The sequence below is a fragment of the Delftia sp. PX-1 genome, assembly GCF_055797465.1.
The window spans coordinates 4432420-4455084 of the sequence record NZ_CP184763.1; the positions used below are offsets into that span (position 1 = coordinate 4432420).

Here is a 22665-nt window from a genome sequence, read left to right on the forward strand (position 1 = left end):
CTATGCGACGGCGGACAGCACGGCCCGCAGGCCCAGCAGGTAGCTGTCCGCGCCGAAGCCGCAGATCTGGCCCCGGGCGATGTCGGCAAACACCGAGTGGTGGCGAAAGGGCTCGCGCGCATGGATGTTGCTCATGTGGATCTCCACCACGGGCACGGTGAGCATGGCAAGCGCGTCGCGGATGCCGTAGCTGTAGTGCGTCCAGGCACCGGCGTTGATGAGCACGCCATCGACGCCGTCCCGAAAGCCCTGGTGGATGCGCTCGCACGTGGCGCCTTCGCAATTGGTCTGGAAGCTGTCCACCTCGCAGCCCAGCTGGCTGCCCAGGCTGCGCAGCGAGGCGTCGATCTCGGCCAGCGTGACCGTGCCGTACTGCGCCGGATCGCGCTGGCCGAACATGTTGTGGTTGATGCCGTGCAGCATCAGGATGGTCTTCATGGGGTGTCCTCGATTCAGGGATTCGTTCATGCCACCGGGGTCTCGACGGCGGCACCGGTACGCGCCGCCTCTGCAATGGCCTCGGTGATCTGCAGGTTGCGCAGGCCGTCGTGCACGCTGACCAGCGGCTGCGCCAGGCCGCGCGCCACCTGCGCGAAATGCGCCATCTGGCGCACCAGCGGGTCTTCGCGCTCCACGGCGGCCACATCCAGGTCGAAGGGCTCATTCCAGGAGCGCTGGCCGGCCGATGCATAGGTCTTGAGCCGCATGCTCGGTATGGCCAGCGAGCCGAAGGTGCCCGCCACCAGGTAGCAGTCTTCGTCCTCATAGCTGGCATAGGCCTTGTTCTCCTGCGATGTCTGCTCCCAGCTGCGCGCGCTGGCGGCCGTGTCCGAAAGCACAAAGCTGCCCAGCGCACCGCTGGCAAAGCGCAGGTTGATGGCCACCGTGTCTTCCACGGCAAAACCGCGCGTGGCATGCGAGGCGAAGGCCTGCACGGCCACGATGTCGCCGCACAGCATGCGCAGGTTGTGGACCTCGTGGATCATGTTGAGCAGGATGGGGCCGCCCCCGGCCTCGCGGCGCCAGGGGCCTTCCTCGAAATAGGCGTCCGGCTTGTAGAACAGGGCCGCGCCGGTCACGGCCACCAGGCGGCCCAGCCGCCCCTGGGCGATGAGGGCCGCGGCCCGCGCCATGATCGGGCTGTGGGCGCGGTGGTGGCCCACCAGCACGCGGGCGCCGCTGCGCTCGGCCAGCGCGGCCAGGCGCTGTGCCTCGGCCACGGTGGAGGTGACGGGCTTTTCCAGCAGGATGGGCAGGCGCGCATGCATGCACTGCGCCGCCTGCGGGGCATGCAGGCGGTTGGGCGTGGCCAGCACCACGGCGTCGGGCCGGTCATGGGCGATCAGCTCGCCCAGGTCGCGCCACAGCGGCACTCCGGCCCTTTGGGCAAGCTCCCGGGCTGCGGGCGCCGGGTCCACGATGGCGGACAGGCGGCAATCCGCCTGGGCCCCCATGGCGGCGATATGGGCCTGGCCGATCGCGCCGGCGCCGGCCACTGCAATGCGAAGCGGGTGCAGCTGTGCCATGGCATGCCCCCTCAGAAGCGGTGCAGCACGCCCAGCTGCACGCCCTTGATGGTGCGGCCGTTGACGTCGTCGGCCGATGTGCAGTTGGGCTTCATGCCGCCCGAGGCCGCCAGCCGGAAGCCCGCATTGCGGTCGTTCTTCAACTGCTCGGCCACCGCGTAGAGCATGGTGCGCCTGGACAGGTCGTAGTAGGCCGCGATGGCCCCGCCCGATGCGCCGCGCCCGCTGTCCGAGCCATCCTGTATGCGGCCCCACAGTGCGCCCACGCGCAGCTGCGGCGCCACGCGGTAGTCGGCCGACAGCTGCCAGACGCGGTAGAAGCGGCGCACATCGGCATTCGTGCCCGCCACCAGCCCGCCCACATTGCCCAGCACCGTGCCCGTGTTGTTGCCCGCCGAGCCCGCCGTGCTGTTGTTGGACCGCACAAAGGCCAGCTGGACCTTGCCCTTGCCGTAGTCGTAGTTGGCGTAGAGGTTGTCGTAGCGGACCGCGTCGGTATAGGCCGCGCTCTGCGGCGCACGCGCATACAGGCCTGCATAGCCGACGCGGTAGGGGCCGTTCAGGTAGTCCAGGCCCAGCTGGTAGATGGCCTGGCGCGCTGGAGCACCGGTCTCGGCCATGGCGTAGTGGGCCTCGAACAGGAAACCGGCCATGCGCGGCGAGGTGTAGGAGATGTCGTTGTCGAAGCGCGAGGGCACGCCAAAGTTGTTGACCATCGATCCCAAGGTGCGCGAGGTGAAGTCGATGTAGTCGCCGCGCCCGAAGATCACGGTGTTCTGCCGGCCCAGCCGCACCTCGCCCCAGCCGCCGCCCAGGCCCACCCAGCTTTGGCGGTCGAAGCCGCGCGTGCTGTCGGCCTGCGTGCCGTTGTCGGCGTTGATGCCCATCTCCAGCTGGAACTTCGCGTACAGGCCACCACCCAGGTCTTCCTGACCGCGAAAGCCCAGGCGGCTGCGAAGCAGGGCGCCGTCCTCCAGCGTGGTCATGGATGCGCCCGAGCTGCTGCGCATGTGGTTGATGTACTGGTCCACGCTGCCGTAGATGGTGACCGAGGACTGGGCCTGGGCGCCCGCTCCCCAGGCGCCCAGCACGGTGGCCAGGGCCAGGATGCGAAGGGCCCCGCGCTGCGGCACTCGCGGTGTCTGGTGCATTTGCTGTTGCATGGTCTTGTCTCCTTCTCTGTGAAAAATGCTTTTTCGGGCGTGGCTGCGCCCTGCCCTGGACGCATTCAGGGCCGGTTGTCTGTCGGCTGGATCAGTAGGAGATGTGGGCGGTGGCGCGCAGCTGGTCGGGCGTGGCGCTGCCGAAGCCGAAGAATTCGAGGTAGGCGGGAATCATCTCGAACAGCATGTCCGTGCCCACCTGGAAGTCGCAGCCCTTGTCGCGCACGGCGCGCAGCAGCGGCGTGAACTCGGACTTCATCACCACCTCGCCCACAAAGGTGGCGGGTGCGATGCGCTGCACATCGAACGGCAGCGGGTCATCGTCCTTCATGCCCAGCGGCGTGGCGTTGACGACCACGTCAAAGCCCCGCGGGTCCCTGGAGCCCGTGCCCACCTTCATCCTCGGGTAGTAGGCAGCGAGCCGCCCGGCCAGGGCCTGCGCGCTCTCGTCCCGCGTGTCGAACAGCATCAGCTCGCCCACGCCGGCCGCCGCCAGCGAGGCGGCAATCGCCGAGCCCACGCCACCCGCCCCGGAAATCAGCACCCGCGCGCCCTGCAACTGCCGCCCCTTGCGCAGCACGCCGCGCACAAAGCCCGCGCCGTCGAACTGGTCGCCCAGCAGCGTGCCGTCCTCGCGCCGCAGCACGGCATTGCAGGCGCCTGCAATGTGCACGGCGGGCGTGACCTCGTGCACCAGGTCCACCACGGACACCTTGTGCGGCATGGTGATCAGCGCGCCGCGCAGGTTGGTGAAACGCATGATGGCGGCAAAGTCGCCGGCGAAATGCGCCGCCTTCACGCCCATGGGCACGACGCAGGCATCAATGCCCCGGCTGTCGAACCACGGATTGTAGATCATGGGCGACTTGAAGGTCTCGGTCGGGTCGCCGATGTGCGCGATGAGGGTGGTTTTTCCGGAAATCATTTCCTGGGGCCTTCGGATGCCTTGGGTTGCAGGATTCAGCGGCCGGACTGGGCCAGGGCCTGGTTGCGCAGGCGGTCGTACTCGGCAGCTGCCACGGGCTGCGCACCGGCCTCGCCCAGGTCTTCCATGCGCACGCGGTAGGTCTCGCGGGCGCTCCACGCGGCCAGGGCGGCCACCACGGTGATGCCGAAGGCGATCAGGCCCACGGTCAGCCAGATGTTGTGCGCACCCGGAGGCGCCACGGCCGTGAACAGCGCGGGCAGCATGGCGGTGATGGCCGTGCCCACGTTCTGCGAGATGGCCATGGCCGAGACACGGGTGCGGGTGGGGAACAGCTCGGGGTAGAAGCTGGGGAACACCGCGTTGTAGCCCTGGTAGACCACGCCCCACATCAGGATGGACATGGCGAAGGCCAGCGGCATGTTGCGTTCGCTGATGGCGTAGAGGTAGCCGATGGCCAGCAGGCCCGACAGCAGCGCGCCGAAGATGATGGGCGGGCGCCGGCCGATGCGGTCGGACAGGTTGCCCACCATGGGGATCACCAGCACCGCGACGATGTTGCCCACCACGGGAATCCACAGGTACATGTCCTTGGCGAAGCCGATGCCGTAGGCGGGCTGCACCGCATAGGCCGCGCCGAAGATGGTGGCCACCACCGGGATCACGTTCATCAGCGCCATGCAGACCACGCGCAGCATGTCGGGCGAATGGTGGCGGAAGGCCTCGACCACGGGCGAACGCGGACGCGCCTCGCTGCGGCCTGCTGCCGTGAAGGCCGGGGTCTCGTTGACCTCGCGGCGGATGATCCAGCCCGCGATGATGACGACGAAGCTCAGGATGAAGGGAATGCGCCAGCCCCAGCTGTTGAACTGCTCGGTGGGCATGTAGTGCGCCAGCGGCAGGAACACGGCCGCTGCCAGGATCTGGCCGGCCTGCACGCCCTGCAGCGTGAAGCTGGCGAAGAAGCCGCGCCGCCCGAACGGGGCATGCTCCAGGATCATGGAGCTGGCGCCCGAGATCTCGCCGGCCACCGCGAAGCCCTGTATCAGCCGCATCAGCACCAGCAGCGCGGGCGCCCACGGGCCGACCTGGTCATAGGTGGGCAGCAGGCCCACGGCGATGGTGGAAAAGCCCATCAGGAACATGCACCACACCAGCACCTGCTTGCGCCCGTGCGTGTCGCCCAGGTGGCCCAGCACGAAGGCGCCGATGGGCCGCGCCACATAGCCCACGCCATAGGTGGCCAGCGAGGCGATGATGGCAATCGCCGGATCACCCTGCGGAAAGAAGATCTGCGGAAAGATCAGCGCAGCCGCCGTGGCGTAGATGAAGAAGTCGTAGTACTCCAGGGCCGAGCCTATCCAGCCGCTGGTGGCGGCCTTGCGCGGCTGGTGCCCGGTGGGCTGTGTGTGTATCGGGGTTGCGCTCATGTGTTGTCTCCTCCATGTAGAAAAGGCCCCTGCCCGATGCTTGCGGCCAGGCCGGCGGGATGTAAAAAATGTAGTTCCCGCCTATGGATGGGCCCAAGCCAATTTCGAAAGGCATGTGCGCTGATCGCACCGCGCTGTTCGATAATCGCACGCACCCAGGGTTAATACGGAAAAATCAAAACCGTCATGACAACACCTTCCACCCTCGCCCAGCGCGACTGGATTGCCGGACTGGAACGCGGCGTATCGATCATCGAAGCCTTTGACGACGCCCACCCGCGCATGACGGCCGCCGAGGCCGGCCAGCGCACGGGCATGACGCGCACCGCCGCGCGGCGCTACCTGCTGACGCTGCAGCACATGGGCTACGTGGCGGGGGACGGCAAGCTGTTCTGGCTCACGCCGCGCGTGCTGCGGCTGGGGCAGTCGTACCTGGAGTCGGCGCGGCTGCCGCGCATCGTCCAGCCGTTCCTGCAGCGCGTGGCCGCCGGCACCCATGAAACCGCCTACCTGGCTGTGCTGGACGACGACGAGGTGGTCTACATCGCGCGCAACGGACCCAACCGCAACATGAACACCGGCTATGTGCTGGGCGCGCGCGTGCCGGCCCAGGTCACGGCGGCCGGCATGCTGATGCTGTCCATGCGCAGCGACGCCGAGCTGGAGCACTGGCTGGACAACCGCGCGCTGACGGTCTTCACCTCGCACACCATCACCTGCCCCGCCGAAATGCGCCGCGAGCTGGCCTTGATCCGCACCCAGGACTGGGCCCTGTGCGAGCAGCAGCTGAACCTGGACTCGCGCGGCATTGCCGTGCCGCTGCGCGACCGCCACGGCGCGCTGGCCGGCGCCCTCAACATCACCATGCCCATGGGCCGCGAAACCGGCAAGGACGCCGTGGCGCGCGTGCTGCCCATGCTGCGCGAGACGGCGCAGGCCATGCGGGATCTGATCTGATGGTGAACAACACGGCCATGGCGCAACTTCCTGGCCTGGACATGCATGGCGGCGACGACCATCTGCTGCAGCATCTGCAGGCACTGGAAGTGCGGCTGCACGATCCGCAGGTGCGATCGGACGCAGGCCAGCTGCAGGCGCTGCTGCATGAAGACTTCCTGGAATTCGGCCGATCGGGCGGCATGCACGACCGGGCCGCCACCGTGGACAGCCTGGCGGACGCCTTGCCAGCACAGGCCCCTGCCCGGCTGGTGTCAGGCGGCTTTGCGCTGGCGCGCCTGGGACCGGACAGCGCGCTGCTGACCTACCGCTCGGCCAGCGTGGCCGAGGATGGAACGGCCGGCCGGCATACGCTGCGCTCCTCGGTCTGGCTGCGCACGGTGCGGGGCTGGCAGATGCGCTTCCACCAGGGCACGCCCACGGCGCCATTCGACCTGGCCGCATCCATGCCATGAGCGGCCTGCGGCGTGTTCAGACGGTCTCGAACGCGTACTTTTCCGTATCCACCTCGCGCTGCGAGGCCACGGCATAGCGGTCGCCCTGGATGCGCTCGGGCTTGAAGAGGTCGTCCAGTTCGGCCAGCAGGGCCGCATCCAGGCGCACGGCGCCGCCGCGCAGGTCTTCGTGCAGGTGGTCCACGCTGGTGGTGCCCGGCAGGGCAATCACATGCTCGCCCTGGTGCAGCACCCAGGCGATGGCCAGCTCGGCCAGCGTGCAGTCGGCGCGCTCGGCAATGGACTGCATGGGCGCGAGCAGCTGCAGGTTCTTCGCATAGGCCTCGGGCGCGAAGCGCGGCATGGCGGCGCGGATATCGCCCTTGACCAGGCCCTGGACCTCCTGGAGCTTGCCGGTGAGGAAGGCGCGGCCCAGCGGGCTGAAGGCCACGTAGGCAATGCCCAGTTCCTTGCAGGCCTGCAGCGTGCCCAGCTCGGCATTGCGCGACCACAGCGAATACTCGCTTTGCAGCGCGGCGATGGGGAAGGTGGCATGGGCGCGGCGCAGCGCGTCGGCGCCGATCTCGGACAGGCCCAGGGCGCGCACCTTGCCCTCTTCCACCAGGCGCGACATCTCGCCCACCGATTCCTCGATGGGCACGCGGCGGTCCCAGCGGTGCAGGTAGTAGAGGTCGATGACATCGGTGCCCAGGCGCTGCAGGCTGTCTTCGCAATTGCGGCGCAGGGTCCTGGGGTGGCCATCGATCACGCGGCGCACCACGCCGTCATCGCCGCGCACGCCGGCCATGCCGCATTTGCTGGCCAGGGTGATGTGGTTGCGGTGGGACTTGAGCACGGGGCCGACCAGGGATTCATTGGCGCCGAAGCCATACAGCGCCGCCGTGTCGAACAGCGTGACACCGGCGTCCAGCGCCGCATGCAGCACGGCCCTGCCCTGCTCGGGCGACGGCGGATGGCCATAGGCGTGGCTGAGGTTCATGCAGCCCAGGCCGACGGCGCTGACGGAGAAGGGACCCAGGTTTCGTGTGGACAGGTTGGTCATGGTGGCTCACAGGGAAAAGAAGAAAGGGAGCGGCCGGCGCTCCCTTGCAGTGCATTCGCACAACGATTTTGCCGTCAAACCGCAGCGCCCCGCACGCCCGTGCGCGCCCAGGCCGGCAGCGGCACGGGCCGGTGCAGCACGTCGTCGTTGAGCCACTGCGCGCTGCGGCGCGCGCGCTCGGCCACGGTGTCCAGCGGCAGTTGCTGGTAGTCGTCGTTGAAGACCTCGAAGCTGTAGTCGCCACGGTAGCCCAGGCGGTCCAGGCGCAGCACCAGGTCGGCCAGGCGCTCGCTGTGCACGCCCTCGCCCGGAAACACGCGGAAGGTGCGCGCCGTGGCCATGCGTTCCTCGAAGGTGGGCGCGTCATGCCACATGAAGTCGGACAGCTGCACCAGGAAGATCTTGTCGCGGTCGATCAGCTCCAGCGCATCCAGCGGCGTCTTGGCGGCCAGGATGTGGAAGGAGTCCAGCCCGATGCCCAGGTTGGACGTGTCGGCACGGCAGACCACGTCCCAGCTGGTGGTGAATTCGTTGACGTTGCGGCCCCAGGACAGGCCCTCGTAGGCGATCTTCACGCCCAGCGGAATGCCGAGCATGGCCAGCTTGCGCAGGTCGCGCGCAATCACGTCGAGATCGCCCGTGGCATGGCGCGAGGTGGACGAGCAGGCCAGCAGCACGGGGCTGCCGATCTCGGCGCACATCTCCAGCATGGATTTGGCGATGTCCACCTTGTAGTGGTGCAGATGGTCGGACAGGCCCTCGAAGTCGCGCAGCACCTGAAAGCCCGTGGGCCGCAGGCCGCTGGCGCGCACCGCCGCCGCCGCCGCCTTGACGCCGCCGGGGTGGCCGGCCAGGTCGCGCGCGCTGAGCATGACCTGGGTGAAGCCCGCGCGCCGGATGGCGTCGAGCTTGGCCTCCAGCGAGCCATTCAGAGTGATGGTGTCCATGCCATAGCTGTCCAGCAAGCCCATGTTGCCCTCCAGGATCGTTGTGTGTATCGGCGGTTGAATCGGACGGCGGCGCGCCAGGCTTTGCGCTAGGCGTCGCGGTGCACCAGCTCGAACACCACGGTACCCATGGCGTTGCGCGTGAGCGCGCCGCGGTCATCGGGGTGCAGGCGGCTCGATTCCACGAACTCCACGCCGCGCTGGCGCAAGGCCTGCACGGCAGCAGGCACGTCGGTGGTGCCCAGGCCGATGCGCTGCAGGCGCTCGGGCATGTCGTCCCACTCCAGGCCCGGATCGGGCTCGATGAGCTGCCACAGGAAGCGCTTGCAGGGACTGCGCATGAGCTTGCCCTTGGGCAGGATGCCGAAGCGCTGCGCATCGGGCAGCAGGTGGAAGTCGAACATGCGTTCGAAGTAGGTGATCCAGTCGGCGCTGCGGCCACGCCCTATGTACTGGACCACGCCGAAATAGCCCAGGCCGGCCAGCGCCGGCGGATGGGGATCGGCCCCGGCAACGGGCTTGAAATCGATGTCATAGATGGAGAACTCCTGCCATCGATCGACAAAGTAGAAGCGGCTGCCACCCGGGCCGTGGATGGCCGGAATATGCAGCTCCATCGCCTGGGCCTGGCTGGGCGCCGCCCAGGCTCCCAGCTCGATGCAGCGCGTATGCGCCTGCAGGGCATCCTGCACGCGCAGCGCCACGGCCGAGATGACGGGCTGCCCGTCCGAGGCGGCATGGGCCAGCGCATCGGCAGCGCCCGCATTGACCACCAGGTTCATGTCCCCCTGCCGGTACAGCGTCACCTCGCGCGAGCGGTGCCGCGCCACGGGGCGAAAGCCCAGCCCCTCCAGCACCTGGCCCAGGGCCTGGGGCTGGCTGGTCGTGTACTCGATGAACTCTATGCCGTCGATCCCGAGGCGATTGGACGCCTCGGGCACGTCTTCCCGGCTGCTGGAGGAGGAATCGGTCATTGCGGTACTCCGGGTGGAAACATGATCGTCGTGCCACGCCCAAGTGGCATCGCTCTCCTACGATCAAATACGCGTAAAACTGGCGCGGCCCAACTCAGAGACACCGAGGAAGGGCCGCCCCGCACCGAGGGTGTCGTCCCCCTTTCAGGGGGAAGACGCGAAGCGGCTCAGGGGGTGAGCTGTTTTTCCAGATCGTGCAGGACCTGATAGCAGGGCAGCACCTGGGCCACGCTGGAATTGGGCTCGCGGCCTTCGCGGATGGCGGCGAAGAACTCGCGGTCCTGCAGCTCGATGCCGTTCATGGACACGTCGACCTTGGAAACGTCGATCTTCTCTTCCTTGCCGTTGACGAGGTCGTCATAGCGCGCGATATAGGTACCGGTGTCACCGATGTAGCGGAAGAAGGTGCCCAGCGGGCCGTCGTTGTTGAACGACAGGCTCAGCGTGCAGATGGCGCCATTGGCGGCCTTGAGCTGGATGCTCATGTCCATGGCAATGCCCAGTTCCGGGTGGATGGGGCCTTGCACGGCGTTGGCCTTCACGATGGGGCTGCCGGCCTGGTAGGCGAACAGGTCCACGGTGTGGGCAGCGTGGTGCCACAGCAGGTGGTCGGTCCAGCTGCGGGCCTGGCCCAGCGCGTTCATGTTGGTGCGGCGGAAGAAGTAGGTCTGCACATCCATCTGCTGGATGTTGAACTCGCCGGCCGCGATCTTCTTGTGCACCCACTGGTGGCTGGGGTTGAAGCGGCGCGTGTGGCCGCACATGGCCACCAGGCCGGTCTGCTTTTGCAGATCGGCCACGGCCTGGGCGTCCTTGAGGCTGTCTGCCAGCGGGATCTCCACCTGCACATGCTTGCCGGCCTTCAGGCATTCGATGGCCTGGGCGGCGTGCATCTGCGTGGGCGTGCACAGGATGACGGCATCCACCTCGGGCAGGGCCAGGCTGTCGGCCAGCTCGGTGGTCACATGCTGGATGCCGTACTTGTCGGCCACTTCCTGGGTCTTGGCCAGCTCGCGGCCCACCAGGGAGACGACTTCCACGCCGTCGATGTTCTTGATGCCGTCCAGATGCTTGATGCCGAAGGCACCGGCGCCCGCCAGGGCGACTTTGATGGTCTTGTTGCTCATATGAGTCTCCGTAGAGCCGCCTCAAGGAGGCGAAGGCCCCCTCGGGGGGCAGTGAATACACGCAGTGATGAACGTGGGGGCCTCAGCCGTTCTCCAGGATGAGATGTCCGACAGCGGTGTTCGATGCCGGCACATGGTAGAAGCGGTGGTTGACCTTGGGCAGCGGCGCGGGGCCGTCCACATCGGCCATGGCGCCGCGCGCGATCAGCCACATCACCAGCTCGATGCCTTCGGAGCCGGCCTCGCGCACGTAGTCGATATGCGGCATCTTGGCCAGGCCGGCAGGGTTCTCGATCAGCAGGTCCAGGAAGCGGTTGTCCCACTCCTTGTTGATCAGGCCCGCACGCGCGCCCTGCAGCTGGTGGCTCATGCCGCCCGTGCCCCAGATCTGCACGTTCAGGTCTTCGTCGAAGCTTTCCACGGCGCGGCGGATGGCGCGGCCCAGGTTGAAGCAGCGCTGGCCCGACGGCACGGGGTACTGCACCACGTTGACGGCAAACGGAATCACCGGGCAGGGCCAGGCGCCCGTGCGCGCGTCCTGCTCGCCGCACATCAGCGACAGCGGCACGGTCAGGCCGTGGTCCACGTCCATCTTGTTGACGATGGTCAGGTCGAAGTCCTGCTGGATCACCGACTGCGCAATGTGGCTGGCCAGTTCCGGATGGCCGATGACCTTGGGCACGGGGCGCGGGCCCCAGCCTTCGTCGGCGGGCTGGTATTCCGCGGCCGTGCCGATGGCAAACGTCGGGATGAAGTCCAGGCTGAACGCGGTCGCGTGGTCGTTGTAGACCAGGAAGATCACGTCGGGCTTGTTGTCCTTGAGCCATTGGCGCGAGTGCTCGAAGCCCTTGAACAGCGGCTGCCAATAGGGGTCGCCCACCTTGCCCAGGTCCATGGCCGCGCCGATGGCGGGCACATGCGAGGTGTAGACGGATGCGGTGATGCGCGCCATTTCAGTTGCCTTCCTTGTTGTTCTTGTCCACGCTGCCGGCCTTGCCCTGCGGCTGGCGGTGGGCCTGGGCATCGCCCTCCTCGCCCACGCGGCGGTTGCCTTCGGCCGAACGGCCTCCGCTCACCATCATGTTGCGGTATTCCTCTTCCGACATGCCGGTCATGGAGCCGGCCATTTGCTGGAAGCTCTTGCCATCCGTGGCGCCGATCTTGGCCAGGAAGTAGATGTTGCCGCCCGTGCGCATGCACCAGTTCAGATCGCGGGCCAGGACGGCCTGCTTCTGCTCCTCGCTCATGGCCCATTCGTCCAGGTAGGCACGCTCGTCGGCCTTGAAGCGCTCGCGGTTCTCGGCCTTCATCAGCGACATGCAGAACTGGTTGAGCCAGTAGCCTTTGCGGGACTGCTCGGCATCAAAAATGATGGTGCCGGGCACGTCCAGATAGGGTTTGTCCAATGCCATGGATATCTCCTTGAATATGTCCGGCACCCAGGCCGGACATGGTCGCCATCAGGCTTCTTCGGGCCAGTACAGACGCATGGGGTTGTCGACCAGCAGCTTCTTCTGCAGCTCGGCAGTCGGTGCAATGTGCGGGATGAAATCGACCAGCAGACCGTCGTCGGGCATGTGGTCCTTCAGATTGGGGTGGGGCCAGTCGGTTCCCCACAGCACGCGGTCGGGGAATTCCTCGACCACGCGGCGGGCGAAGGGCACCACGTCACGGTAGGCATTTTGCTCGCCGTCCAGCGCCTTGGGGCCGGTGACGGACAGGCGCTCGGGGCAGCTGACCTTGCTCCAGACGTTCTGGTGCTCGCGCATGAACTTGAGGAACAGCTCGAACTCGGGCCCGTCCACGGGCTTGCTCACGTCGGGGCGGCCCATGTGGTCCACGACCACGGTGGTGGGCAGGCTGGTGAAGAAATCCCACAGCTCGGGCAGGTCCACGGCCTCGAAGTAGATGACCACATGCCAGCCGAGCTTGGCGATGCGGCCCGCGATCTCCATCAGCTCGTCCTTGGGCGTGAAGTCCACCAGGCGCTTGACGAAGTTGAAGCGCACGCCGCGCACGCCGGCGGCGTGCAGTTCCTGCAGTTCCTCGTCGGTCACGCTACGGCGCACCGTGGCCACGCCGCGCGCCTTGCCGTTGGCGGCCTTGCAGGCATCGACCATGGCGCGGTTGTCGGCGCCGTGGCAGGTGGCCTGCACGATGACGTTGCGCGCAAAGCCCAGGTGGTCGCGCAGCGCGAACAGCTGCTGCTTGCTGGCATCGCAGGGCGTGTACTTGCGCTCGGGCGCGAACGGGAATTCATCGCCGGGGCCGAAGACGTGGCAGTGGGCATCGACAGCGCCTGCGGGCACCTGGAACTTGGGCTTGGAGGGGCCGGCGTACCAGTCCAGCCAGCCGGGGGTCTTTTCAAAAGCGCTCATATTCCCTCCTTCAATCGATGTAACGAAGGCCGGCCTTTTCGAGCGGCTCGCGCATCTTGTACATGTCCAGGCCCAGCACGCCGGAAGCCAGCTTGGCGCGCTTCTCGCCCTCGAAGCTCTCGCGCTTTTGCGCGGCAGCCAGGGTTTCGGCGGCCTTGGCGGCGGGCACGCAGACCACGCCGTCATCGTCGGCCACGATCACGTCGCCGGGCGTGACCCACATGCCTGCGCAGACCACGGGGATGTTGACCGAGCCCAGCGTGGCCTTGATCGTGCCCTTGGAGGAGATGGCGCGGCTCCACACGGGGAAGTTCATTTCCTGCAGCGTCTTCACGTCGCGCACGCCGGCATCGATGATCAGTGCACGCGCGCCGCGCGCCTGGAAGCTGGTGGCCAGCAGGTCGCCGAAGTAGCCGTCCGTGCATTCCGAGGTCACGGCCGCGACCACGATGTCGCCGGGCTGGATCTGCTCTGCGGCCACATGCATCATCCAGTTGTCGCCGGGCTGCAGCAGCACGGTGACGGCCGTGCCCGAGACCTGCTGGCCCGCGTAGATGGGACGCATATAGGGCTTGAGCAGGCCCACGCGGCCCATGGCCTCGTGGACGGTGGCCGAGCCCAGGGCGGCCAGGCCGTCGGCGGCCGCGCGGTCGGCGCGCTGGATGTTGCGGTAAACCACACCGAGTTCGTACATGGTGTTCTCCTTGATCTGTGGTGGCGGCCTGCTTACAGGCCCTTTTGCTTGAGGGCGGCGTCCAGGCGCGGGAACACGCGGCGCGCGTTGCCTTCGTAGACCTGGTAGCGCTCTTCTTCGGTGAGGTTGGCCGTGGCCTCGATGTAGCGCTTGGTGTCGTCGTAGTAGTGGCCCGTGGTCGGATCGATGCCGCGCACGGCACCGATCATCTCGCTGGCGAACAGGATGTTCTTGACCGGGATCACCTTGGTCAGCAGGTCGATGCCCGGCTGGTGGTAGACGCAGGTGTCGAAGAAGATGTTGTTGAGCAGGTGCTCGTCCAGCAGCGGCTTCTTGAGTTCCTGCGCCAGGCCGCGGAAACGGCCCCAGTGGTAGGGCACGGCACCGCCGCCATGGGGGATCAGGAACTTGAGCGTGGGGAAGTCCTTGAACAGGTCGCTGGTCAGGCACTGCATGAAGGCCGTGGTGTCGGCATTCAGATAGTGGGCGCCCGTGGTGTGGAAGCACGCGTTGCAGCTGGTGGAGACGTGGACCATGGCCGGGATGTCGTACTCCACCATCTTTTCGTAGATGGGGTACCAGGAGCGGTCCGACAGCGGGGGCGAGGTCCAGTGGCCGCCTGACGGATCGGGGTTCAGGTTGATGCCCACGTTGCCGTACTGCTCCACGCACTTGACCAGCTCGGGAATGCAGGTCTTGGGGTCCACCCCGGGCGACTGCGGCAGCATGGCGGCCGGGATGAAGTGATCGGGGAACAGCTGGCTGACGCGGTAGCACAGCTCGTTGCAGATGGCGGCCCAGGTGCTCGATGTCTCGAAGTCGCCGATGTGGTGCGCCATGAAGCTGGCGCGCGGGCTGAAGATGGTGAGATCGGAGCCGCGCTGCTTCATCAGCTTGAGCTGGTTGGTCTCGATGGTCTCGCGGATCTCGTCGTCGCTGATCTTCAGCTCGCTGGCCCGCGGGGCCTTGGACGGGTCCTTGAGTCCCGCGATCTGCAGGTCGCGCCAGGCGCCCAGGGCCGCGGGCGCGGTGGTGTAGTGGCCGTGTACGTCGATGATCATCGGAGGGTCTCCTGCGTCTTTATGGGGTGGAAATGTGTCAATGAAGGGGCGTGGCAGGCACCGCGCCGCCCTGCGGCTCGGGACTGCTGTACTGCTTGATGATGAGGGCGGCCATGGCGATCACGCCAGGAATGGCCACCACGGCAAAGATCTCGCTGAAGGCCATGTGGCGCGCCGACAGCTCGGCCACCAGGAAGGAGCCCGCGATGCCGCCGAAGCGCCCGATGCCCAGCATCCAGGCCACGCCCGTGGCGCGGCCGCGTGTCGGATAGAAGGCGGCGGCCAGCGCCGGCATGGACGACTGGGCGGTGTTCATGATGGTGCCGGCCAGGAAGACGGCCACCACCAGCCAGCCCAGGTGGCCGGCCGTCTGGCCTATCCACCAGATGGAGGCCGCCGTCAGCGCATAGCCGATGGCGATGATGCGGTTGGCATTGAAGCGGTCCATGAGCCAGCCGAACAGCACGGCGCCCACGCCGCCCAGCGGGAACAGCGCCGCCACCAGGGTGCCGGTCTTGGGGTCCAGGCCCGCTTCCTTGAACAGCACGGGCATCCAGTTCATCAGCGCGTAGAAGATGACCAGGCCCATGAAGTAGGCGATCCACAGCATCACCGAGCCCACGCGGTACTGGCGCGACAGCACCACGCCCATGCCGCTGCCGGCCTGGGCCTCGGGCCTGGCCTCGGTCAGCACGAAACGCTGCACGCCCTGCACGGCATCACCGGCAATGCGCGCCAGCACCTTGCGGATGCGCTCGGCCGGGTAGTTGTTGGCCACCATGTGGCGCACGGATTCAGGCAGCAGCACGACCAGGGCCACCAGCAGCAGCAGCGGCGCGGCACCGCCCAGGATGAGCACGCTGCGCCAGCCGAAATGCGGGATCATCCAGGCCGCCAGAAAGCCGCCGAAGGCCGCGCCCAGCGGAAATCCGCAGAACATGGCGTTGGTCAGCGTGGCACGGCGCGAATCAGGGCAGTACTCGCTCATCAGCGTGACGGCATTGGGCATGGCGGCGCCCAGGCCCAGGCCGGTGACGAAGCGCAGCACGGCCAGGGTCCAGATGTCGGGGGAAAAGCCGGAACCCAGGCAGGCCACGGCAAACACCGCGACCGAGCCCACGAGCACGGTCTTGCGGCCCAGGCGGTCGGCCAGCGGGCCCGAGAAGATCGCGCCTGCGGCCAGGCCGAACAGCGCAGCGCTGAGCACGGGCGCCAGCGCGGGCTTGCTCACGCCCCATTCGGTGATCAGCGAGGGCGCGATATAGCCGATGGCCGCCGTATCAAAGCCATCGAGCAGAACGATCAGGAAACACAGCGCAAAGATCACCCACTGGAATCCCGAAAACGGGTGCTCGTTGAGCAGGGTCTGCACATTGACGCCGGTTGCTGCGGCGTCCTTCTGGACGGATGTCATGACTTGTCTCTTCCACTGTCTCTCAGCCTGGCGGATACCGCATCTGCGCGCGCGGCCCGCCCCTTGCACCGCAGAGGCCGGCAAGCCCCTGCGCTGTTTCTTCAGTCCTGCCTGCGGCCGTCCCAGACCGAGCGCGGCACCATGACCTCGCCACGCATCAGCAGGCGCGCCGTGCGCAGCAGGGCCGCCTTGGTCACCACGTCGGGATGGGCCGGGTCGCTGTCCAGCGTGACGCTGAACTCGCCCGTGGGATGCTCCACCGAGACGGTGAGCGGACCCGTGCCCTGCTGCAGCTGTGCCACGCCCTCGCACACGGTGCCCGGCATCTTCACCGCCGTGCCCACGGTGACGGCCGCCAGCACGCCGATGGCGTCATGGCAGACATGGGGGATGAAGCTGCGCGTGGTCAGCGCGCCGCCATGCTGGGGCGGCGCGATCAGCGTCATCTTGGGGTAGTTCTTGGCCGAGACATCGCCCAGGCCCATGGTCTGCGAGATCTGCAGGCGCAGCGCCTCGATGCGGCGCTTGAGGTCGGTGTCGGCGTTGAGCTCGGCCACGGTCTCCTGCCCGGTGGCACCCACATCGGACGCCTTGAAGATCACCAGCGGCATGCCGTTGTCTATGCAGGTGACGTCAAGCGTGAAGGGCTCGAACCCCTCGCCCGTCACCGTGACCGTGTCCCGGGGCTTGCCCGTGGGCAGCAGGCCAGAGCAGACCGAGCCGGCCGTGTCCAGGAAACTGATTTCGATGGGTGCCGAGCTGCCGGGCGCGCCGTCGATGCGGGCCGAGCCTTCGTACTCGACCTGGCCGCCGGGCGTCTGCACCGTGATGTCGGCCGCCATGCCGGTGTTGAGTGTCAGCACGCGGAAGGTGCTGGTCTCGCCACGCGGCTGCACCATGCCGGTCTCCAGCGCAAAGGGAACCACGCCGGCCAGCATGTTGCCGCAGTTGGGCGTGGTGTCCACCGTGTCCTTGTCGGGCTGCAGCTGGGCGAAGAGGAATTCGAGGTCTATGCCCTCCTTGTCGGAGAGGCTGACGATGCCGACCTTGCTGGTCAGCGGATGCGCGCCACCCACGCCGTCGATCTGGCGCCTGTCGGGCGATCCCATGGCCGCCAGCAGCACGCGGTCGCGCGTGGGCAGGTCGGAGGGAAGATCGCTGGCCCGGAAGAAAGGGCCCTTGGAAGTACCGCCCCGCATCAGCAGGCAGGGAATGGCCGTTTGCATGGCTGTCTCTATCAGTATGGGTATGACAGCTATTGTGAGCATGGCGCGGGCCAGGCACTACTGGGCAAGCCCGCTAGCAGCTATAGCAAACCGGCATAGCTCAACACCAAGCCTGGGCCGCAGGCTGCGACGCCGGGGCGCCGCAACTGCTTGATACAACTTATTGGGGCGCAGTGCCGCTCAATCGCGGTCATGGCCCCGGCCGCGATCATGGCCATGCCCGCGGCCGCGGTGGTCGTCGTGGCGGTCATGCCGATCGTGGCGGTCGTGGCGGTCCCAGCGGCGGTCATCGCGGCGGTGCTCCCATTCGCGGTGGCGGCGCTCCTCGCGCCAGCGAGGATCGTGGCGCGGCGGCCCGGCGCGCCAGTGCGGCGGCGGATTGCGCAGGAAGTACACCGGGCGGCCGCAGGCACCGTAGCGTGCGCAGTGCTTGCCCCAGTGCTTGGCATGGCCGGGCGGCACCCACATGTAGACCGGCGGCGGGGCCATGGGCGCCGGCGCGATGATGACGGGCCGCTGGTACAGCAGCGGCGGAGGCGGGGCATTGCCTATGTCCACGGTGCCGTAGACACCCGGAGCCAACTGGCCCGAGACCGAGCCGCTGATATAGGTCTGCGCCTGGGCCGCAAGGGCCGAGCAGGCCAGCGCAAGGGCGGCCGCGGCGCGCAAGGTGGATCGCAAGGTGAGCATGGCCATGTTTTTTTGAAGGGGTGAAACAGGAAAGGCCCCGTTTCTACCAAGCGCCTGGGGCCGCATGGGCCGTTGCGCCTGAAAAGGTGTAAGAACCCGTTCAAGCCAGCGCCCGTTCCTGCTCAACGCGCCAGGGCTGCCTGCGGTGTACAGCAGACCGCAATGGTCCGCTTGCTGGCCTGCACGCGCTCAGTCCAGCTTGAGCCGCGAATCCTTCACCACCTTCTGCCATTTGGCGATCTCGGCGCGGCGGAATGTCTCCAGCTCGGCCGGCGTGGAGCCTATGGGCTCGGCACCTATGCCAGCGAGCCGCTCCACGATGGCAGGCTCGCGCAGCACCTTGGCCAGCACCGTGGACAGCCGGTTCACGATGGCGGGCGGCGTGCCGGCCGGCGCAAAGATGGCGTTCCACTCGTAGGTCTCGTAGCCGGGCACGCCCGACTCGGCAATGGTCGGCAGCTCGGGGGCGGCCTTGGAGCGCTCCAGCCCGCCCACGGCCACCGCGCGCAGCTTGCCGGTCTTCACGTGCTGCCAGGCCGAGCCCATGCTGGCAAACATCAGCGGCACCTGGCCCGACATCACGTCCATCATGGCCGGGCCGCCGCCCTTGTAGGCCACATGGTGCAGCTGCGTCCTGGCCAGCAGGTTGAACAGCTCGCCCGCCAGGTGCTGGGCCGAGCCCGGGCCTGCCGACGCAAAGTACAGATGCCCGCCCGCCTCGGAGCGGCCGGCCTGGATCAGGTCCTGCACGCTCTTGATGGGGGACGATGGCGCCACCACCAGCACATTGGGCACGCGCAGCAGCAGCGAGACCGGCGCGAAGGCCTTGAGCGTATCGAACTGCATGCGCGCGTGGATGGCGGGATTCTGCGCGTGGTTGGAGGCATCGAGCATCAGCGTGTAGCCGTCGGGCTGGGCCTTGGCCACCTGGGCGCCGCCGATCATGCCGCCTGCCCCGCCCCGGTTCTCGATCACCACGGGCTGGCCCAGCTCGGCAGACAGACGGGGGCCGATCAGGCGCGCCACCACATCGACGGTGCCGCCCGGCGGATAGGTCACGACCAGGGTGACGGGGCGCTCGGGGTAGTTGGCCGCTGCAGCCGCAGCGGCTGGCGCGGCCATGCCGGCAACGGCCGAGATCAGGCCTGCGGCCGCCCACAGGCCGGCGGTGCGTCTGGACAGGGATTTCATGGTGTGTCTCCTTGGGTTTGAATCGGGCTCGGAAATCGGAACAGCTCGACGGCGCTGCGGCCCAGCACGGCCTGCAGCGAGGCGGCATCGTCCAGCGGGTCCAGCCAGTCGTGCATCCAGCGCACGGCCGCCGGATAGCTGGCCTGGCCCGCGTGCTGGGTGTGCGGCCAGTCGCTGCCCCAGAGCAATCGCTCGGCCGCAAAGGCCTGCAGCAACTGCGCGGTGGCCTGCCGCCCCGAGGCGGCGCAGTCGGCGGCGGGCCAGATGCGGTAGGGCGCGGACAGCTTGACCCACACACGGCCGCTGCCGGCCTGCTGCAGCAGATAGCCAAAGCCAGGGTCGCGCACGCCCAGGGCCGGGTCAGGACGCCCGAAGTGGTCGACCACCACGCGGCAGCCGGCGGCCAGCAGGGTGGGCAGCAGGTCAGGCAAGCGCCCGGCCTGCAGGTGCAGCTCCACATGCCAGCCCAGGGTGTTGGCCTGCTCCAGCACGCGGCGCCAACCGGGCGCATTCAGATCAGGCAAAGGCAGGCCGATCAGGTTCAGGCGCATGCCCACCACGCCGGCATCGGCCAGGGCCTGCAGGTGGTCCTCGCCCGTGTTGTCATCGACCACGGCCACGCCGCGCAGGCGCTGCGGCCGGGCGCGCAGGGCCTGGAGCATGTAGCGGTTGTCCGTGCCCAGGAAGCTGGGCTGCACGAGCACGCCATAGGCCAGGCCGTGCGTGTCCAGGTGCTGCAGATACGTGGCCAGGGACGCATCTGCGTCGGGCGCGTAGCGGCGCACATCGGGCATGGGCAGGCCGCGCTCGAAGACATGGGCATGGGTATCGACGCTGGAAGCAATGGCGAACCTGGGCAGGGCAGACACGGGGAAAAACTCCTTGCGGGTGGCGCGGCACAGGATGCGGCGCAGGGGGTATGCGGCCGGATTCTAGGAAGGGGGGATATATATTTCCATTCTTCAAAATGGATTTATTCATACTGGATCGATATGGAAACCCGGCATCTGCGCTACTTTCTGGCGGTGGTGGACCAGGGCAGCGTCAGCCGCGCAGCCGACTGGCTGGGCATTGCCCAGCCCGCGCTGAGCCAGACCCTGGCCCGCATGGAGAAAGACCTGGGCGTGCAGCTGTTCCAGCGCTCGCGCCAGGGCGCCCTGCCCACGCCGGCCGCCCTGGCCATGCTGGATGACGTGCGCACCAGCGTGGCCCGCATAGATGCCGCCGCCAGCCGCGCGCGCGAGATCGCCAGGGGCAGTGCAGGCCAGCTCACCGTGGGCCTGGTGTCTTCGGCGCTGTTCGGCACCCTGCCCCGCGCCCTGCGCGCGCTGCGGCAGCAGGCGCCCGGCGTGCGCGTCATCCTGCGCGAGATGAGCAATGCCGAGCAGGCCGAGGCCCTGCAGACCGGCGCCATCGACATCGGCCTCATGCACACACCCGTGGCCGTGGGCGGGCGCATGCGCGAGCGCCAGCTGCTGCGCGAGCGCCTGGTGGCCGCCGTGCCCGACGAATTCCAGATCGGCGAGGACGGCCAGGTCAGCCTGGCGCAGATCGCCGAGGCCGGGCTGGTCATGTACCCGCAGGCCCAGCTGCCCGTGCTGCACGCCGGCATCCTCGACGCGCTGCGCAAGGCAGGCCACGAAGCCCATGTGGCGCAGGAGGCCAACCGGACCCTCACCGTGCTGGCCTGCGTGGCCGGCGGCTGCGGCGTGGCACTGCTGCCCAGCTGGATACGCTCCATGGACTTTCGCGGCGTGCGATTTTGCGAAGTGCGCGATGGCCGGTCCCTGCCCAGCCTGGACCTCAGCGCCATCTGGCCCGCACGCTCCACGCCCACGCTGGCCGACCTGTTCGCACACCTGGACCTGGGCAAAGACTGAGTGCGGCCCGCATTGGCGCCGCACCGGTGCAAGAAACGGGATGCGCCCGCGCCTGCGCCGCACTACAAACCGCTTTCCCTCATTCACGGAAAGAAAAGGTGCCAGATGCAGCCATCGTCACAGCAACTCCACGGAAAAGTCGCCCTCATCACGGGCGCCAGCTCAGGCATAGGCCGCGAAGCCGCCAGGCTGTTCGCACGCCACGGCGCCAGGCTGGTGCTCACGGCCCGCCGCCAGCCGGAACTGCAGGCCCTGGTGGCGGAGATAGAGCAGGACGGCGGCCAGGCCATCGCGCTGGCCGGCGACGTGCGGGACGAGCCGCTGGCCCGGGCCCTGGTCGAAACCGCCACGGCGCGCTTTGGCGGCCTGGACATCGCCTTCAACAATGCCGGCATGACGGGCGATCCCTGCGCCCTGCCCGACCTGTCGCTGCAGGCCTGGCAGGAGGCCATCGCCACCAATCTCACCAGCGCCTTTCTGGGCGCCAAGCACCAGATACCGGCCCTGCTGGCACGCGGCGGCGGCTCGCTGATCTTCACCTCCACCTTCGTGGGCTACACGGCGGGCCTGCCCGGCATGGGCGCCTATGCCGCCAGCAAGGCCGGCCTCGTCGGCCTCACCCAGGTCATCGCGGCTGAATACGGCCCCCGCGGCCTGCGGGCCAACGCCCTGCTGCCCGGCGGCACCGACACGCCCATGGGCCGCGCCAGCACCCCCACGCCCGAGGCACGCGCCTTTGTCGAAAACCTGCACGCCCTCAAGCGCCTGGCCACACCGGCGGAGATTGCAGCGGCAGCGCTGTTCCTGGCGTCGGATGCATCCAGCTTCGTCACGGGAACGGCCATGGTGGTCGATGGCGGTGTGTCCATCCAACGGACTTGAAGCAGAGCCCCGCCAAAGCCGTCGCGGCAATGGCGGCCCGCTCGGATCTTCCGGTCGCCTGCGGCGGCTTTATCAGGGGAGTTTTGAAAGTGGCATTCCTGCCCCAATAATTCCCCTGGAAACGATGCTTGCGCTTTCGCTGTTCATTCCCGCATCGTGGCCAAGGAGCTGGCTGATGTTTTCTGACCACGCAATTCACGACGAAGCAACTGCGGCGAATGGTGCCCGGATGCTGAATCGACATGTGGTGACATGAACCATTACGGGATGGCCGCACCTTTCTTCCAGGGAATGGATGATGGACAAACGAGGTGCATTGAGGCAATCTGCTTGAATCGGTAATACACTGCCCATGCAATCCATTGCATCGCGTCTCCAGCAGTTACCGTCGGATTCAGGACCTGCGCGAAGTCCCGCACAACCCTTGTTTCAAGCATTCTTCAGACAATAGATCAATTACATCCCATTACAGCATTGTGGACGGCTATGGTATTTAACCTTCGCACAAGGTCCATCGAATGCTCACGACATATACTCGCGCAAAACCGCAAGAATGGAATACCTGTTGTCCGTCCGATGTGATTTTTTCTCTTTGAAGAAAAGAACCGTTGCAGGGATTGCATCCCCATGCTTGCAGGAGCTACAGGCAGGCACAGTTCCATTTCGGCTGTGAGCGTTCGTGAACACTGATTAATCGCTTCGA

Annotated in this window: 23 protein-coding genes; 4 read left to right on the forward strand and 19 right to left on the reverse strand. The window is 67.4% G+C overall.

Features of this window, described 5'->3' with window-relative positions; genetic code table 11:
* From aroQ to ACN20X_RS20330, 5 genes are all read right to left on the reverse strand, one after another.
* Entirely contained in the window at nt 1-438 is a 438-nt protein-coding gene (aroQ, locus tag ACN20X_RS20310; RefSeq protein WP_473209816.1) for a type II 3-dehydroquinate dehydratase, read from the reverse strand.
* Between the two features lie 26 nt (nt 439-464).
* Nucleotides 465-1526: a Gfo/Idh/MocA family protein gene (locus tag ACN20X_RS20315; protein WP_473209817.1), complete on the reverse strand. Its 1062-nt coding sequence runs from the start codon at nt 1524-1526 to the stop codon at nt 465-467.
* Nucleotides 1527-1537: 11 nt separating this feature from the next.
* Nucleotides 1538-2689 (reverse strand): porin, encoded by a 1152-nt coding sequence (locus ACN20X_RS20320; RefSeq protein ID WP_473209818.1) that lies wholly within the window; start codon nt 2687-2689, stop codon nt 1538-1540.
* Between the two features lie 91 nt (nt 2690-2780).
* Nucleotides 2781-3614, reverse strand: coding sequence for a shikimate dehydrogenase family protein (locus ACN20X_RS20325; RefSeq protein WP_473209819.1), 834 nt, complete (start codon nt 3612-3614; stop codon nt 2781-2783).
* A gap of 35 nt (nt 3615-3649) precedes the next feature.
* Complete coding sequence (locus tag ACN20X_RS20330; RefSeq protein ID WP_473209820.1) at nt 3650-5044, reverse strand: MFS transporter; 1395 nt, start codon at nt 5042-5044, stop codon at nt 3650-3652.
* Nucleotides 5045-5230: 186 nt separating this feature from the next.
* Between ACN20X_RS20330 and ACN20X_RS20335 the strand changes: the two genes are divergently transcribed.
* Both ACN20X_RS20335 and ACN20X_RS20340 read left to right on the forward strand, forming a co-directional pair.
* On the forward strand, nt 5231-6001 hold the full coding sequence (locus ACN20X_RS20335) for an IclR family transcriptional regulator domain-containing protein (RefSeq protein WP_012206241.1): 771 nt from the start codon (nt 5231-5233) through the stop codon (nt 5999-6001).
* 17 nt (nt 6002-6018) lie between these two features.
* Nucleotides 6019-6456, forward strand: a complete 438-nt coding sequence (locus tag ACN20X_RS20340) for a nuclear transport factor 2 family protein (protein WP_227472658.1) — start codon at nt 6019-6021, stop codon at nt 6454-6456.
* Between the two features lie 16 nt (nt 6457-6472).
* On the opposite strand, the gene ACN20X_RS20345 is transcribed toward ACN20X_RS20340, so the two are convergent.
* The 14 genes from ACN20X_RS20345 to ACN20X_RS20410 form a co-directional block, all read right to left on the reverse strand.
* Nucleotides 6473-7498, reverse strand: a complete 1026-nt coding sequence (locus ACN20X_RS20345) for an aldo/keto reductase (RefSeq protein WP_016450426.1) — start codon at nt 7496-7498, stop codon at nt 6473-6475.
* 74 nt (nt 7499-7572) lie between these two features.
* The gene (locus ACN20X_RS20350) at nt 7573-8469 is read right to left on the reverse strand and encodes a sugar phosphate isomerase/epimerase family protein (RefSeq protein WP_473209821.1); all 897 of its coding nucleotides are present in this window, start codon (nt 8467-8469) and stop codon (nt 7573-7575) included.
* Nucleotides 8470-8534: 65 nt separating this feature from the next.
* Nucleotides 8535-9419, reverse strand: coding sequence for a 4-hydroxyphenylpyruvate dioxygenase (locus ACN20X_RS20355; RefSeq protein WP_034366790.1), 885 nt, complete (start codon nt 9417-9419; stop codon nt 8535-8537).
* A gap of 167 nt (nt 9420-9586) precedes the next feature.
* Nucleotides 9587-10546, reverse strand: a complete 960-nt coding sequence (locus ACN20X_RS20360) for a Gfo/Idh/MocA family oxidoreductase (RefSeq protein WP_016450429.1) — start codon at nt 10544-10546, stop codon at nt 9587-9589.
* 82 nt (nt 10547-10628) lie between these two features.
* Nucleotides 10629-11498 (reverse strand): class III extradiol dioxygenase subunit beta, encoded by an 870-nt coding sequence (locus ACN20X_RS20365; protein ID WP_047472058.1) that lies wholly within the window; start codon nt 11496-11498, stop codon nt 10629-10631.
* 1 nt (nt 11499) lies between these two features.
* Nucleotides 11500-11958 carry a protocatechuate 4,5-dioxygenase subunit alpha gene (gene ligA / locus ACN20X_RS20370; protein ID WP_016450431.1) on the reverse strand — a complete coding sequence of 153 codons (459 nt, stop codon included), beginning with the start codon at nt 11956-11958 and terminating at the stop codon, nt 11500-11502.
* A gap of 48 nt (nt 11959-12006) precedes the next feature.
* On the reverse strand, nt 12007-12924 hold the full coding sequence (locus ACN20X_RS20375) for an amidohydrolase family protein (RefSeq protein ID WP_016450432.1): 918 nt from the start codon (nt 12922-12924) through the stop codon (nt 12007-12009).
* A 10-nt stretch (nt 12925-12934) separates the two neighbouring features.
* Complete coding sequence (gene ligK / locus ACN20X_RS20380) at nt 12935-13618, reverse strand: 4-carboxy-4-hydroxy-2-oxoadipate aldolase/oxaloacetate decarboxylase (protein ID WP_012206250.1); 684 nt, start codon at nt 13616-13618, stop codon at nt 12935-12937.
* 32 nt (nt 13619-13650) lie between these two features.
* Nucleotides 13651-14679 (reverse strand): amidohydrolase family protein, encoded by a 1029-nt coding sequence (locus ACN20X_RS20385; protein WP_016454681.1) that lies wholly within the window; start codon nt 14677-14679, stop codon nt 13651-13653.
* A 37-nt stretch (nt 14680-14716) separates the two neighbouring features.
* On the reverse strand, nt 14717-16093 hold the full coding sequence (locus ACN20X_RS20390; protein ID WP_047219549.1) for an MFS transporter: 1377 nt from the start codon (nt 16091-16093) through the stop codon (nt 14717-14719).
* Between the two features lie 101 nt (nt 16094-16194).
* Nucleotides 16195-17319, reverse strand: a complete 1125-nt coding sequence (locus ACN20X_RS20395) for a 4-oxalomesaconate tautomerase (protein WP_016450435.1) — start codon at nt 17317-17319, stop codon at nt 16195-16197.
* Nucleotides 17320-17499: 180 nt separating this feature from the next.
* Nucleotides 17500-18015, reverse strand: coding sequence for a hypothetical protein (locus tag ACN20X_RS20400; protein ID WP_016450436.1), 516 nt, complete (start codon nt 18013-18015; stop codon nt 17500-17502).
* A 183-nt stretch (nt 18016-18198) separates the two neighbouring features.
* A complete protein-coding gene (locus ACN20X_RS20405; RefSeq protein WP_016450437.1) occupies nt 18199-19200 on the reverse strand; it encodes a tripartite tricarboxylate transporter substrate binding protein in 1002 nt (333 codons plus the stop codon).
* A complete protein-coding gene (locus ACN20X_RS20410; RefSeq protein ID WP_016454679.1) occupies nt 19197-20069 on the reverse strand; it encodes an amidohydrolase family protein in 873 nt (290 codons plus the stop codon). Before ACN20X_RS20410 ends, ACN20X_RS20405 begins: the two co-directional genes overlap by 4 nt.
* 123 nt (nt 20070-20192) lie before the next feature.
* On the opposite strand from ACN20X_RS20410, the gene ACN20X_RS20415 reads away from it, so the two are divergent.
* Both ACN20X_RS20415 and ACN20X_RS20420 read left to right on the forward strand, forming a co-directional pair.
* Nucleotides 20193-21080, forward strand: a complete 888-nt coding sequence (locus ACN20X_RS20415) for a LysR family transcriptional regulator (protein ID WP_016450439.1) — start codon at nt 20193-20195, stop codon at nt 21078-21080.
* 105 nt (nt 21081-21185) lie between these two features.
* The gene (locus ACN20X_RS20420; RefSeq protein WP_016454678.1) at nt 21186-21962 is read left to right on the forward strand and encodes an SDR family oxidoreductase; all 777 of its coding nucleotides are present in this window, start codon (nt 21186-21188) and stop codon (nt 21960-21962) included.
* Nucleotides 21963-22665 lie beyond the last annotated feature (703 nt).

Bases quoted from the DNA above. Each gene is read 5' to 3' on its own strand.
- ACN20X_RS20405 (WP_016450437.1), bottom strand. From the start codon at position 19,200: ATGAAATCCCTGTCCAGACGCACCGCCGGCCTGTGGGCGGCCGCAGGC.
- ACN20X_RS20355 (WP_034366790.1), bottom strand. From the start codon at position 9,419: ATGACCGATTCCTCCTCCAGCAGCCGGGAAGACGTGCCCGAGGCGTCC.
- ligK (WP_012206250.1), bottom strand. From the start codon at position 13,618: ATGTACGAACTCGGTGTGGTTTACCGCAACATCCAGCGCGCCGACCGC.
- ACN20X_RS20335 (WP_012206241.1), top strand. From the start codon at position 5,231: ATGACAACACCTTCCACCCTCGCCCAGCGCGACTGGATTGCCGGACTG.
- ACN20X_RS20420 (WP_016454678.1), top strand. From the start codon at position 21,186: ATGCAGCCATCGTCACAGCAACTCCACGGAAAAGTCGCCCTCATCACG.
- aroQ (WP_473209816.1), bottom strand. From the start codon at position 438: ATGAAGACCATCCTGATGCTGCACGGCATCAACCACAACATGTTCGGC.
- ACN20X_RS20325 (WP_473209819.1), bottom strand. From the start codon at position 3,614: ATGATTTCCGGAAAAACCACCCTCATCGCGCACATCGGCGACCCGACC.
- ACN20X_RS20340 (WP_227472658.1), top strand. From the start codon at position 6,019: ATGGCGCAACTTCCTGGCCTGGACATGCATGGCGGCGACGACCATCTG.
- ACN20X_RS20395 (WP_016450435.1), bottom strand. From the start codon at position 17,319: ATGCAAACGGCCATTCCCTGCCTGCTGATGCGGGGCGGTACTTCCAAG.
- ACN20X_RS20350 (WP_473209821.1), bottom strand. From the start codon at position 8,469: ATGGGCTTGCTGGACAGCTATGGCATGGACACCATCACTCTGAATGGC.
- ACN20X_RS20330 (WP_473209820.1), bottom strand. From the start codon at position 5,044: ATGAGCGCAACCCCGATACACACACAGCCCACCGGGCACCAGCCGCGC.
- ACN20X_RS20315 (WP_473209817.1), bottom strand. From the start codon at position 1,526: ATGGCACAGCTGCACCCGCTTCGCATTGCAGTGGCCGGCGCCGGCGCG.
- ligA (WP_016450431.1), bottom strand. From the start codon at position 11,958: ATGGCATTGGACAAACCCTATCTGGACGTGCCCGGCACCATCATTTTT.
- ACN20X_RS20415 (WP_016450439.1), top strand. From the start codon at position 20,193: ATGGAAACCCGGCATCTGCGCTACTTTCTGGCGGTGGTGGACCAGGGC.
- ACN20X_RS20375 (WP_016450432.1), bottom strand. From the start codon at position 12,924: ATGAGCGCTTTTGAAAAGACCCCCGGCTGGCTGGACTGGTACGCCGGC.
- ACN20X_RS20400 (WP_016450436.1), bottom strand. From the start codon at position 18,015: ATGGCCATGCTCACCTTGCGATCCACCTTGCGCGCCGCGGCCGCCCTT.
- ACN20X_RS20365 (WP_047472058.1), bottom strand. From the start codon at position 11,498: ATGGCGCGCATCACCGCATCCGTCTACACCTCGCATGTGCCCGCCATC.
- ACN20X_RS20345 (WP_016450426.1), bottom strand. From the start codon at position 7,498: ATGACCAACCTGTCCACACGAAACCTGGGTCCCTTCTCCGTCAGCGCC.
- ACN20X_RS20320 (WP_473209818.1), bottom strand. From the start codon at position 2,689: ATGCAACAGCAAATGCACCAGACACCGCGAGTGCCGCAGCGCGGGGCC.
- ACN20X_RS20390 (WP_047219549.1), bottom strand. From the start codon at position 16,093: ATGACATCCGTCCAGAAGGACGCCGCAGCAACCGGCGTCAATGTGCAG.
- ACN20X_RS20385 (WP_016454681.1), bottom strand. From the start codon at position 14,679: ATGATCATCGACGTACACGGCCACTACACCACCGCGCCCGCGGCCCTG.
- ACN20X_RS20360 (WP_016450429.1), bottom strand. From the start codon at position 10,546: ATGAGCAACAAGACCATCAAAGTCGCCCTGGCGGGCGCCGGTGCCTTC.